At 54.6% G+C, this 12,803-nt stretch carries 11 protein-coding genes and 2 tRNA genes; 3 read left to right on the top strand and 10 right to left on the bottom strand.

The window, feature by feature from the left end; genetic code table 11:
* Window positions 1-166: 166 nt before the first annotated feature.
* Entirely contained in the window at window positions 167-1,642 is a 1,476-nt protein-coding gene (gene ilvC, locus ACRCWW_RS09675) for a ketol-acid reductoisomerase (protein WP_438682220.1), read from the bottom strand.
* A gap of 151 nt (window positions 1,643-1,793) precedes the next feature.
* Here ilvC and ilvY point away from each other — a divergent pair, with 151 nt between their 5' ends.
* A complete protein-coding gene (ilvY, locus tag ACRCWW_RS09670; protein WP_404660212.1) occupies window positions 1,794-2,684 on the top strand; it encodes an HTH-type transcriptional activator IlvY in 891 nt (296 codons plus the stop codon).
* A gap of 55 nt (window positions 2,685-2,739) precedes the next feature.
* On the opposite strand, the gene ilvA is transcribed toward ilvY, so the two are convergent.
* The 6 genes from ilvA to ilvL all read right to left on the bottom strand — a co-directional run bounded on the left by ilvA (window position 2,740) and on the right by ilvL (window position 9,289).
* Window positions 2,740-4,284: a threonine ammonia-lyase, biosynthetic gene (ilvA, locus tag ACRCWW_RS09665; RefSeq protein ID WP_438682219.1), complete on the bottom strand. Its 1,545-nt coding sequence runs from the start codon at window positions 4,282-4,284 to the stop codon at window positions 2,740-2,742.
* Window positions 4,285-4,286: 2 nt separating this feature from the next.
* Window positions 4,287-6,137, bottom strand: a complete 1,851-nt coding sequence (gene ilvD, locus ACRCWW_RS09660) for a dihydroxy-acid dehydratase (protein WP_438682218.1) — start codon at window positions 6,135-6,137, stop codon at window positions 4,287-4,289.
* Between the two features lie 60 nt (window positions 6,138-6,197).
* Window positions 6,198-7,127 carry a branched-chain amino acid transaminase gene (locus tag ACRCWW_RS09655; RefSeq protein WP_404660215.1) on the bottom strand — a complete coding sequence of 310 codons (930 nt, stop codon included), beginning with the start codon at window positions 7,125-7,127 and terminating at the stop codon, window positions 6,198-6,200.
* Window positions 7,128-7,144: 17 nt separating this feature from the next.
* On the bottom strand, window positions 7,145-7,408 hold the full coding sequence (gene ilvM / locus ACRCWW_RS09650; protein WP_438682217.1) for an acetolactate synthase 2 small subunit: 264 nt from the start codon (window positions 7,406-7,408) through the stop codon (window positions 7,145-7,147).
* A complete protein-coding gene (gene ilvG / locus ACRCWW_RS09645; protein ID WP_438682216.1) occupies window positions 7,405-9,051 on the bottom strand; it encodes an acetolactate synthase 2 catalytic subunit in 1,647 nt (548 codons plus the stop codon). The genes ilvM and ilvG overlap by 4 nt, the downstream gene beginning before the upstream one ends.
* 139 nt (window positions 9,052-9,190) lie before the next feature.
* On the bottom strand, window positions 9,191-9,289 hold the full coding sequence (gene ilvL, locus ACRCWW_RS09640; RefSeq protein ID WP_001311244.1) for an ilv operon leader peptide: 99 nt from the start codon (window positions 9,287-9,289) through the stop codon (window positions 9,191-9,193).
* 329 nt (window positions 9,290-9,618) lie between these two features.
* On the opposite strand from ilvL, the gene ACRCWW_RS09635 reads away from it, so the two are divergent.
* Entirely contained in the window at window positions 9,619-11,139 is a 1,521-nt protein-coding gene (locus tag ACRCWW_RS09635) for a YifB family Mg chelatase-like AAA ATPase (RefSeq protein WP_438682215.1), read from the top strand.
* A gap of 25 nt (window positions 11,140-11,164) precedes the next feature.
* Here the strand turns inward: ACRCWW_RS09635 and ACRCWW_RS09630 are convergent, their stop codons facing one another.
* Entirely contained in the window at window positions 11,165-11,503 is a 339-nt protein-coding gene (locus ACRCWW_RS09630; protein ID WP_438682214.1) for a DUF413 domain-containing protein, read from the bottom strand.
* Between the two features lie 106 nt (window positions 11,504-11,609).
* On the opposite strand from ACRCWW_RS09630, the gene hdfR reads away from it, so the two are divergent.
* Window positions 11,610-12,443, top strand: a complete 834-nt coding sequence (gene hdfR / locus ACRCWW_RS09625) for an HTH-type transcriptional regulator HdfR (RefSeq protein WP_438682213.1) — start codon at window positions 11,610-11,612, stop codon at window positions 12,441-12,443.
* A 92-nt stretch (window positions 12,444-12,535) separates the two neighbouring features.
* Here the strand turns inward: hdfR and ACRCWW_RS09620 are convergent.
* Together ACRCWW_RS09620 and ACRCWW_RS09615 are read right to left on the bottom strand one after the other, a co-directional pair.
* Window positions 12,536-12,611, bottom strand: a tRNA-Trp gene (locus tag ACRCWW_RS09620).
* A gap of 53 nt (window positions 12,612-12,664) precedes the next feature.
* Window positions 12,665-12,741: transfer RNA gene (locus ACRCWW_RS09615), tRNA-Asp, on the bottom strand.
* Window positions 12,742-12,803: the final 62 nt, after the last annotated feature.

The following is a 12,803-nucleotide window of genomic DNA, read 5'->3' as shown; positions in this document are numbered from 1 at the left end:
ATGTGGAGAAGTGCAGTCCGGCGCGAATTATCTACGCCACAGATTTGAGAATCTAAGGTCAGGTACGGCGTCCGGACTGCAGGCAGAAAGAACTGGCCGGCTCTTTCTGCACGTGGGGGATAATACAAGGTCGGGTCAGCGTTAGCGCCACCCGACACAGTTTTTATCAGCCAGCGACAGCGATACGTTTCATATCAGTCATGTAGCCACGCAGTTTCTTACCGACTTTCTCGATTTCGTGACCGCGAATCGCTTCGTTCACATCGCGCAGCTGAGCGTTGTCTACCGCGCCTTCAGCAATGGCTTTGCCCAGGTCGCCGGTCTGCAGCGTGGTCATGAACTCTTTCAGCAGCGGTACGCAAGCGTAAGAGAACAGGTAGTTACCGTATTCAGCGGTATCAGAGATAACCACGTTCATTTCATACAGACGCTTACGGGCGATGGTGTTCGCAATCAGCGGCAGCTCGTGCAGTGATTCGTAGTAAGCAGACTCTTCGATGATGCCGGAATCAACCATGGTTTCGAACGCCAGCTCAACGCCCGCTTTCACCATCGCAATCATCAGCACGCCTTTATCGAAGTACTCCTGCTCGCCGATTTTACCTTCAAACTGCGCTGCGGTTTCGAACGCGGTTTTACCGGTCTCTTCACGCCAGGTCAGCAGTTTCTTATCGTCGTTAGCCCAGTCAGCCATCATGCCGGAAGAGAATTCGCCGGAGATGATGTCGTCCATGTGTTTCTGGAACAGCGGAGCCATGATTTCTTTCAGTTGCTCGGACAGCGCAAACGCACGAACTTTAGCCGGGTTAGACAGGCGGTCCATCATCAGAGTGATACCGCCCTGCTTCAGCGCTTCGGTGATGGTTTCCCAGCCGAACTGAATCAGTTTTTCGGCATACGCCGGGTCAGTACCTTCAGCCACCAGCTTGTCGAAGCACAGCAGAGAACCGGCCTGCAGCATACCGCACAGAATGGTCTGCTCACCCATCAGGTCAGATTTCACTTCCGCAACGAAGGAAGATTCCAGCACGCCTGCACGGTGACCACCAGTAGCAGCAGCCCAGGCTTTAGCGATGGCCATGCCTTCGCCCTTTGGATCATTTTCCGGGTGAACGGCGATAAGCGTAGGCACACCGAAACCACGCTTATATTCTTCACGTACTTCGGTACCCGGGCACTTCGGCGCCACCATCACGACGGTGATGTCTTTACGAATTTGCTCGCCCACTTCCACGATGTTGAAGCCGTGGGAGTAACCCAGTGCGGCGCCATCTTTCATCAGCGGCTGAACGGAACGTACTACGTCAGTGTGCTGTTTGTCCGGCGTCAGGTTAACCACCAGATCAGCCTGAGGGATCAGCTCTTCGTAGGTCCCTACTTTGAAGCCGTTTTCGGTCGCTTTACGCCAGGAAGCACGCTTTTCAGCAATCGCTTCTTTACGCAGCGCATAAGAGATATCCAGACCGGAATCACGCATGTTCAGGCCCTGGTTCAGACCCTGCGCGCCACAGCCGACGATGACCACTTTTTTACCCTGAAGGAAGCTCGCGCCATCGGCGAATTCGTCGCGCGCCATGAAGCGACATTTACCCAGTTGGGCCAGCTGCTGGCGCAGATTCAGTGTGTTGAAGTAGTTAGCCATGGTGATTCCTCGTGATGTTGTACTGTCTTATTGTTCGGTTCGCGTTTTGCGAGAATGTACCCACATTACAACAGGAAATTTATTGCGGAAATTGATATATTCACAACATCACGTTGCAATTTATGCAATGTAAAACCGTGGAGTATTTTCTGTGGATTTACGCGATCTGAAAACCTTCCTGCATCTGGCGGAGAGTCGCCATTTTGGCCGCAGCGCGCGGGCGATGCACGTCAGTCCTTCCACGCTCTCCCGGCAAATTCAGCGGCTGGAAGAAGATCTCGGGCAAGCGCTGTTTGTTCGTGATAACCGCACAGTGACGCTGACCGAGGCAGGCGAAGAGCTCCGCACCTTCGCCCAGCAAACGCTACTGCAGTATCAGCAATTGCGCCATACCATCGATCAGAAAGGCCCTTCGTTGTCTGGCGAATTGCACCTGTTTTGCTCTGTGACGGCGGCATACAGCCACCTGCCCCCCATCCTTGATCGCTTCCGTGCCGAACACCCTTCTGTCGAAATTAAGCTGACGACCGGCGATGCTGCTGACGCGATGGAAAAAGTGGTGACAGGTGAAGCGGATTTGGCCATTGCCGGGAAACCTGAAACGCTGCCCGGTGCGGTGGCATTTTCAATGCTGGAAAATTTAGCCGTGGTGCTGATTGGCCCAGCACTGCCTTGCCCCGTGCGTACTCAAGTCGCGCAGGAGAAACCCGACTGGTCGACGGTGCCCTTTATCATGGCCGATCAGGGCCCCGTTCGCCGCCGCATCGAGCTGTGGTTCCGCCGCCATAAAATCAGCAACCCTTCGATTTATGCAACGGTGGGCGGCCATGAAGCAATGGTGTCGATGGTAGCGCTTGGCTGTGGCGTGGCGTTAATCCCGGAAATCGTGCTGGAAAACAGCCCGGAACCGGTACGCAACCGCGTCATGATCCTTGACAGGAGCGACGAGAAAACCCCCTTTGAACTCGGCGTTTGCGTACAAAAAAAGCGGCTGCATGAGCCGCTTATTGATGCGTTCTGGCATATCCTTCCGGCAAATTAACCCGCAAACAGTGTAGGCCCGATAAGCGCAGCGCCATCGGGCAGTTTTTGCCGGATTAACCCGCGAGGAAGAAGCGGAACGCCGGGTTATGGGTCTCGTCGTGACACTCATAGCCCAGTTCATTCAGACGCGTTTCGAAATCTGGCTCGTGCTCGCCCAGTTCAAATGCGGCCAGGACGCGACCATAGTCGGTTCCGTGGCTGCGGTAGTGGAACAGCGAAATGTTCCAGTGCGTGCCCAGCGTGTAGAGGAACTTGAGCAATGCGCCCGGTGATTCCGGAAACTCAAAGCTGTAGAGACGCTCCTGCAACGGCTTAGACGGACGCCCACCGACCATATAGCGAACGTGCAGCTTCGCCATTTCATCATCGGAAAGATCGACCACGCTGTAGCCACCGTCATGCAGCAGCTTGAGGATCTCTTTACGCTCTTCCAGCCCGCGGCTGATCCGCACGCCCACGAAAATACAGGCGTCTTTAGCATCGGCGAAACGGTAGTTGAACTCAGTCACTGAGCGGCCGCCCAGCAGCTGGCAGAACTTCAGGAAGCTGCCCTTCTCTTCCGGAATGGTGACCGCCAACAACGCTTCACGCTGCTCGCCCAGCTCACAGCGTTCCGAGACATAACGCAAACCGTGGAAGTTAACGTTAGCGCCGGACAGCACATGCGCCAGACGCTCGCCGCGAATGTTGTGCTGCGCGATATATTTCTTCATCCCCGCCAGCGCCAGAGCGCCAGACGGTTCAGCCACTGCACGCACGTCTTCGAACAAGTCTTTCATCGCCGCGCAGATGGCATCGCTGTCCACGGTAATAATATCGTCGAGGTATTCCTGGCACAGACGGAATGTCTCATCGCCGATGCGTTTCACCGCCACGCCTTCAGCAAACAAGCCTACGCGCGGTAAATCCACCGGATGGCCTGCATCGAGCGCGGCTTTCAGGCTGGCTGAATCTTCAGCCTCAACCGCAATCACTTTGATTTGCGGCATCAGCTGTTTGATTAACACAGCCACACCCGCCGCCAAACCACCGCCGCCAACGGGCACAAACACGCGATCGAGATGCGCATCCTGTTGCAGCAATTCCAGTGCCAGCGTGCCTTGCCCGGCGATCACCATCGGATGATCGAACGGGGGCACCCAGGTAAAGCCCTGCTGTTGGGCTAACTCAATCGCTTTGGCTTTCGCCTCATCGAAATTCGCACCGTGCAGCAGCACTTCACCGCCGAATCCCCGCACCGCATCAACTTTGATATCTGCCGTTGCCACTGGCATCACGATGAGCGCTTTCAGACCCAGACGAGCGGACGAAAACGCCACGCCCTGGGCATGGTTGCCTGCGGATGCGGTAATCACCCCACGGGATTTCTGCTCTTCCGTCAGGCCCGCCATCATCGCGTAAGCCCCGCGCAGCTTGAAGCTGTGCACAGGCTGACGGTCTTCACGTTTCACCAGAATCACGTTATCGAGACGCGACGAGAGCTTGTCCATCTTCTGCAACGGCGTCACCTGCACGGCCTCATAGACCGGCGCGCGCAGGACTGCCCTGAGATATTCCGCCCCCTCAGGGGCGCCGGATAGCGGTTGGGACTCGGCCATGATTAACCCCCGAGTTTGGATTTGTCGCGTACTGCGCCTTTATCGGCACTGGTCGCGAGGCTGGCATAAGCGCGCAGCGCAAAAGAGACCTCGCGTTTACGATCGCGCGGCGTCCAGGCTTTGTCACCACGGGCTTCCTGTGCTTCGCGACGCGCAGCAATTTCCTGGTCGTTCAGTTTCAGCTGGATGCCGCGGTTCGGGATGTCAATTTCAATCAGATCGCCGTCTTCAATGATGGCAATGTTGCCGCCGCTGGCCGCTTCCGGAGAAACGTGGCCGATAGACAGACCGGATGTGCCGCCAGAGAAACGTCCATCCGTGACCAGCGCACAGGCTTTACCGAGGCCCATTGATTTCAGGAAGGTGGTTGGATAGAGCATTTCCTGCATGCCTGGCCCGCCTTTCGGTCCTTCGTAACGAATCACGACCACGTCACCCGCGACAACTTTGCCGCCAAGAATGGCTTCAACGGCATCGTCCTGGCTTTCGTACACTTTCGCCGGACCGGTAAATTTCAGGATGCTGTCATCCACACCTGCAGTTTTAACGATACAGCCGTTTTCCGCGAAGTTACCGTACAGCACGGCCAGGCCGCCGTCTTTGCTGTAGGCATTTTCCAGAGAGCGGATACAGCCTTCGGCACGGTCGTCATCCAGCGAGTCCCAGCGGCAGCTCTGCGAGAATGCCTGAGTGGTGCGAATGCCTGCCGGGCCAGCACGGAACATGCTTTTCACCGCATCGTCTTTGGTCAGCATTACGTCGTACTGGTCGAGCGTTTGTGGCAGTGACAGACCCAGCACGTTTTTCACATCGCGGTTCAGCAGCCCGGCACGATCCAGCTCGCCCAGAATGCCGATCACGCCACCCGCGCGGTGAACGTCTTCCATGTGATATTTCTGCGTGCTTGGTGCGACCTTACAAAGTTGCGGCACTTTGCGGGAAAGCTTGTCGATATCGCTCATGGTGAAGTCGATTTCAGCTTCCTGCGCGGCAGCCAGCAGGTGCAGAACGGTGTTGGTGGAACCGCCCATCGCGATATCCAGCGTCATGGCGTTTTCAAACGCGGACTTGTTGGCGATGTTGCGCGGCAGTGCGCTGGCATCATCCTGCTCGTAGTAACGTTTGGTCAGCTCAACGATGCGCGTGCCGGCATTGAGGAACAGCTGTTTACGATCGGAGTGGGTGGCCAGCAGCGAACCGTTTCCTGGCTGAGAGAGGCCCAGCGCTTCGGTCAGGCAGTTCATCGAGTTGGCGGTGAACATCCCGGAACAGGAACCGCAGGTCGGGCACGCAGAGCGTTCAACCTGCTCACTTTGCTCATCGGACACTTTCGGATCAGCGCCCTGAATCATGGCATCAACCAGATCCAGCTTGATGATTTGATCGGAGAGTTTAGTTTTCCCGGCTTCCATCGGTCCGCCGGAAACGAAAATCACCGGAATGTTGAGGCGCAGAGAGGCCATCAGCATCCCCGGGGTGATTTTGTCGCAGTTGGAGATACACACCATGGCGTCGGCGCAGTGTGCGTTGACCATGTACTCCACGGAATCCGCGATCAGTTCACGCGACGGCAATGAGTACAACATGCCCCCGTGGCCCATTGCGATACCGTCATCAACGGCAATGGTGTTGAACTCTTTTGCAACGCCGCCTGCGACTTCAATTTGCTCTGCAACCAGTTTACCCAGGTCGCGCAGATGGACGTGACCCGGCACGAACTGGGTAAACGAGTTCACGACGGCAATAATCGGTTTGCCGAAATCGGCATCGGTCATTCCGGTGGCGCGCCACAGCGCGCGGGCACCCGCCATATTTCGGCCGTGGGTGGTAGTGGCGGAACGGTACTTAGGCATGCTCTGTTTACTCCCGTCTGACTATTTAGCGGGACGGTGCGTGCCGTCCCGAATTTATGCTTATGGATTAACCTGATCCAGCCAGCCGTACTTGTCTTCGGTTTCCCCGGTAAAGAGGCCAAAGAAGGCTTGCTGAATGCGTTTGGTGACCGGGCCACAGCGGCCTTCACCAACCTGAATGCCATCGACACTGCGAACCGGGGTAATTTCTGCCGCGGTACCGGACATGAACACTTCATCAGCCAGGTAGAGGGATTCGCGCGACAGAACCTGCTCACGGACTTCGATGTTGAGATCTTTCGCCAGCTTGATGATGGCATCGCGAGTGATGCCCGGCAGTGCGGAAGAGGTGAATGGCGGAGTGAACAGAATGCCATCTTTCACTTCAAACAGGTTCTCACCTGCGCCTTCGGAGATGTAGCCGTTCACATCCAGCGCAATCCCTTCCTGATAACCATGACGACGTGCTTCGCTGCCTACCAGCAAAGAGGAGAGATAGTTACCGCCGGCTTTTGCGGCCGTTGGGATTGTGTTAGGTGCCACGCGATTCCAGGAAGAGACCATCGCGTCGATGCCCTGATCCAGGGCTTCTGCGCCGAGGTATGCGCCCCACGGGAATGCCGCGATGATAACGTCGGTGGTGTAGCCCGCTGGCGGATTCACACCCATACCAACATCACCAACAAACACCAGAGGACGGATATAAGCGCTGGTCAGACTGTTTTTGCGGATAACTTCGCGGCAGGCTTCCATCAGTTCATCAACGCTCTGAGAGACCGGGAAACGGTAGATTTTGGCTGAGTCATGCAGACGCTGCATGTGTTCACGATGACGGAACACCACCGGGCCTTTGTGAGAATCGTAGCAACGAATGCCTTCGAATACGGAAGTGCCGTAGTGCAGCGCGTGAGACATCACGTGTACCTTCGCCTCACCCCACGGAACCATCTCACCGTTGAACCAGATGTAATCAGCTTTTTTCGTCGTCATTGTTCTTCCTTTTGCGCTTAAGCGCGGATTTGTTGTGATGATGTTGTTCGTTGCTGGATGTCGACGTGAGCAACATCCACCAGTTTGCTTAACTGGCTAAACAGTAATTCGACTGGGCGAAGACTGGCAACGGTCAATTCGATATTTATGTTCTGCGCGTCACTGCCTGTTTCCATATTCATGGCACAAATCTGGAAACCACGATGGCGTACCACGCGCAAAACACGTTCTAAGGTTTCAGGGTTGAAGCGGGCCTGCACGGCGACCTGATGTTGCATCATGATAATTTCTCCAGCATTTCAGCATTACTGGCGCCCGGGGGAACCAGTGGCCAGACGTTTTCAAGTTCGTCGATTGAGACATGAAGCAGGTAAGGCCCTTTGCTGTTCAGCATGGTGTCGAGCGCCGCTTCAACCTGGTCTTTACGGGTGATGTGCTGGCCTGGGATGCCGAATGCATTCGCCAGCATGAGAAAATCGGGGTTATCGGTGAGCGTGGTTTCGCTGTAACGCTCCTGGAAGAAGAGCTGTTGCCACTGGCGAACCATGCCTAAGCGCTGGTTATCCAGCAGCACGATTTTCACCGGCAGCTGCTTGCGTTTTACGGTGCCGAGCTCCTGCACGTTCATCATGAAAGAGCCGTCACCGGAGATACAGATAACGGTGTCTTCAGGACGTGCTACCTGCGCACCAACGGCAGCTGGCAGGCCGAAGCCCATCGTACCCAGGCCGCTGGAGGTGATGAAATTTTCCGGGCGGGTATAGGTCATGTGTTGCGCCGACCACATCTGGTGCTGGCCGACGTCGGTGGTGACTACGCTGTCTGCAGGTTTGCGATCGGAGAGCTGTTTGAGTAACAGCGGCGCATAAATGGCCTCGCCCGGGTGGTCGTAGCGCCACTCATGCTCCGCCCTTAAATCTGCTGCGTGCTGACGCCATTCATTGATGTCCAGCGCCTGTTGCAATGCCGGTAACAGGGCGTTCAACTCCCCCTGCAAACCGACATGAGCCTGGCGCAGCTTATTCAGCTCCGCCGGATCGATATCCATGTGGATGACTTTGGCGTGAGGAGCAAATGTGTTCAGTTTGCCGGTCACGCGATCGTCAAAACGAGCGCCGACGGCTATCAGCAAATCACACTCCTGCACGGCGAGATTCGCCGCTTTGGTCCCGTGCATACCTAGCATCGCCAGATAATACGGATAAGCTGCATCTACCGCGCCGAGCCCTTTCAGCGTGCAGGTGACGGGCATCTGCGTGACGGCAATAAACTCACGCAATGCCGGAACGGCTTGCGCCATCCCAACGCCACCGCCGACGTACAGCATTGGCTTACTGGCCTGAGCGATCATCTGACGAGCCTGAGCGACTTCGGCGTGCGGGAAGTCGTTTTCGTCTTCGACGGTCGAGAAATGCGGTTCCAGATCGGCACTGGCAACCTGAATATCTTTCGGGATATCAACGAGAACAGGGCCAGGGCGGCCTGAATTGGCTATCTCAAAGGCTTCGGCCATGACGCGCGGCAGCTCTTCCAGCGACTGAACCAGAAAGCTGTGCTTTGTGCAGGCCAGGGACAAGCCCAACACATCAACTTCCTGGAAAGCATCGGTACCGATAAACGGCGAGGCGACCTGCCCGGTGATAGCTACGACTGGCACTGAATCAAGCAACGCATCAGCAAGACCGGTTATCAGGTTGGTGGCACCTGGCCCTGAGGTCGCCATGCAGACCCCGGTTTTGCCGGTTGCACGGGCGAAACCAATCGCAGCCATGGCCGCGCCTTGCTCGTGGCGACACAGAAGGTGTTCCACGCCGCCGTCATACAACGCATCGTAGATCGGCATAATTGCGCCACCCGGATAGCCGAATACGGTCTCGACTCCCTGCGCTCGCAACGCATGTACCACCCACTGAGCCCCATTCATAGTTACATCCCCGCCGCTAATCGCGAGAAACAGAATTTTATGCTACTCATCATACTCTGCTCCGCTTTGCTGATTCTTAGTCATAAAAAAACCCCCGGACCTTTCGGTGCGGGGGTCTTAGTTCGTTAAGGCTTGATTCTTAAGCCTTTCCTCGTCCAAGTGCAGCCCCGCACGGTGGGATAATAATCACCACCACGCTAATCACGACCAGGCTAATCACTCGTAGAAGGGCTGTCATTTTCTGTACTTTCTGGCTTCTTGTTCGAAGGAATACCTAAAGAGTTACCACAGACGCGAAGACAAACACAAGATTTTTTTATGGCTCACTTCATGACCCTGCTAACGATTTCGATAAAAATGATTGTTTTTTATAAGAAATAAACGAGATGAAAACTTTTCACCGGGCAACGCATTCTCGCACCACCAAAGTGTTTTGCGATCTGGCTCCTAACTTTCGGCAAAAAACAGCAAAAGTCGCAAAATACCCTGAAAAAGGATCGCATCGTGCACGAGAGCACATTGCCGAATACGGGCAATACGAGATACTGCCAGTGAAAGGAGACAACTATGGCATTGTCGATTGTTTACACGCGCGCTGCGTTAGGAGTACATGCTCCGCTCATCACCGTAGAAGTGCATCTCAGTAACGGACTCCCCGGTTTAACCATGGTCGGGCTGCCGGAAACCACAGTGAAAGAAGCCCGGGATCGCGTCAGAAGTGCAATCATCAACAGCGGTTATGAATTCCCGGCAAAGAAAATCACCATTAACCTGGCCCCTGCGGATTTGCCAAAAGAGGGCGGGCGATATGATTTGCCTATCGCTATCGCGCTTCTGGCAGCCTCTGAGCAGCTTCAAACCAATAAGTTGAGTCAATATGAGCTGATCGGCGAACTGGCGCTCACAGGCGCCTTACGTGGGGTAACAGGCGCTATCTCCGCAGCCATGGAGTCGCATAAGGCTGGCCGGCAGATTGTACTGCCCGCGGAGAATTCCGCTGAAGTTGGGCTGATTGGCGGAACAGACTGTTTTATTGCCAACCATCTTCAGGAGGTTTGCGCTTTTCTTGAAGGGCGATTCGAGTTAGAGCATCCGCAGGCTGAACCGGAGACGGAAGAGTTTCAGGAAGCGGATATCAGCGACGTGCTGGGGCAACAACATGGAAAGAGAGCGTTGGAAATTACCGCTGCTGGCGGACACAATCTGCTGCTCGTTGGCCCTCCAGGGACAGGGAAAACCATGTTGGCCAGCCGTTTACCCGGAATATTACCTTCCCTGAGCACGCAGGAAGCGCTTGAGAGTGCAGCTATCTTCAGCCTGGTCAATGCAAGCCATGTGCAAGAGCAGTGGCGTAAGCGGCCATTCCGCTCGCCTCATCACAGCGCATCACTAACAGCAATGGTTGGTGGAGGTTCAATTCCTGCACCAGGGGAAATATCTTTAGCGCATAACGGCATTCTGTTCCTTGATGAGTTGCCCGAATTTGAGCGCCGCGTGCTGGACGCACTGCGTGAACCGATCGAATCAGGGCAAATTCACATCTCACGAACGCGAGCCAAAATTACCTATCCCGCCCGCTTTCAACTGATAGCGGCAATGAATCCTAGCCCCACCGGGCACTACCAGGGCAATCATAATCGCAGTTCACCTGATCAGGTTCTGCGCTATCTGGGAAGACTTTCTGGCCCTTTTCTCGATCGCTTTGATCTGTCTCTTGAAATCCCACTGCCGCCCCCAGGGCTGCTCACTCAACCGCCAGAATCAGGGGAAAGCAGTCAGTTTATCAAACAACGTGTCGTTGCGGCTCAACGCAGACAGTTAACGCGACAAGGGAAACTGAACGCTTTGTTAGAAAGTAGCGAAATCAAGCTCAGGTGTGCACTACAGGACGAAGATGCAAGTTGGCTGGAACAGGCTTTGACAAAGATGGGTCTTTCTATACGAGCCTGGCAACGGCTGATTAAGGTGTCACGCACCATCGCTGATCTTGCGGAAAGTGAGCACATCAGACGAGAACACCTTCAGGAGGCGCTTGGCTATCGTGCTATCGAGAGGCTGCTTATTCATCTACAGAAAATGATGGCGTAAAAAAGGGGCTTTCGCCCCTTTCTCATTAATCGTCGCTTTCGGTGTAGTCTTCTGCACCTTCAGCCTGCGGTTTTCCGCCCGACAGCGTATGAAAACGTTTCGGACGCTTGATGCGTGCCATGTACTTAATCCACACACGCTCAATTTCTGTTACTGGCTCACGTTCACCGCGGCATACCGCCACAAACTGTTTTTCGTCATCGGTTGCAGGCTCACGCTTACCCAGATCCAGCTCATTAAACGCATAACCGTGACGCTCCAGCAGTTGGGCTTCTTTAATGGTGAAATCACCATGACGAGAAAATCCACGCGGATAATTTTTATTGTCGAAAAAACGATTAGTCGTCGTAAAGCTTTCCGCCATCCTACACGCTCCTGATTCTTTGGCTGAGCTATTTATGGCGCGGAGTATTAGTTACGCTTGACAGAGCGTCAAACAAAACATTTAAATCAACACGACAAATAATTTTGTGGAGAAGGTTGTGGATACGGAATTGCTAAAAACTTTCCTCGAAGTGAGCCGTACTCGTCACTTCGGCCGCGCAGCAGAGGCTTTGTACCTGACGCAGTCGGCTGTCAGCTTTCGTATTCGTCAGCTTGAGAACCAGCTTGGCGTCAATTTATTCACCCGTCATCGTAATAACATCCGACTAACGCCGGCAGGTGAGAAACTTCTTCCTTATGCCGAAACACTGATGAACACCTGGCAAACGGCCCGTAAGGAAGTGGCTAGCACATCACGGCATAATGAGTTTTCTATTGGTGCCAGTGCATCGCTGTGGGAGTGCATGCTGAATAGCTGGCTGGGGCGACTTTACCCTTTGCATGGAACACTTCAGTTTGAGGCAAGGATCGCGCAGCGGCAGTCTTTAGTAAAACAACTTCACGAGCGCCAACTGGATCTGCTGATTACGACTGAATCGCCAAAAATGAATGAATTCAGCACCCAGCTTTTGGGGCACTTTACGCTCGCACTTTACTGCGCCGCCCCCTCACAAACGAAAGCAGATCTGAACTATCTTCGTCTGGAATGGGGCCCTGATTTTCAACAACATGAGGCAGGGTTGATTGCTTCAGACGATATCCCTGTACTCACAACCAGCTCGGCTGAACTGGCTCGCCAACAGCTCAAACCTTTAGAGGGATGTACCTGGTTACCCATGAACTGGGCAAAAGAGAGAGGTGGCCTTCATACTGTTTCTGACAGCGCCACACTTTCCCGCCCGCTGTACGCAATCTGGCTGCAAAACAGCGATAAGCAAGTTCAGATTCGCGAGATCCTGAAAACAACGGTGTTGGAATAACCTGACGTGGCGCACTCTGGCAGGGATTGCCTGCCAGCCTGGTAAGCAACAGACGAAAAAAAATCCTTTGCCGAAGCAAAGGATTCTTAATATGGCAGGGGCGGAGAGACTCGAACTCGCGACACCCGGTTTTGGAGACCGGTGCTCTACCAACTGAGCTACGCCCCTAAATCACGCTTACGATTAAGCCCGCAACAAAGCAGGCTTAACGTTTAAATAAGTGGCGGAACGGACGGGACTCGAACCCGCGACCCCCTGCGTGACAGGCAGGTATTCTAACCGACTGAACTACCGCTCCACCGAATACTGTCTTACTGCTGCCGGTTGTCACCCCGGCTTACTGCTTTAACTGTCGAACCA

The sequence above is a fragment of the Scandinavium sp. genome (assembly GCF_051650185.1).
Lineage (GTDB): Bacteria > Pseudomonadota > Gammaproteobacteria > Enterobacterales > Enterobacteriaceae > Scandinavium.
This window is presented reverse-complemented; position numbering and strand designations above follow the sequence as displayed.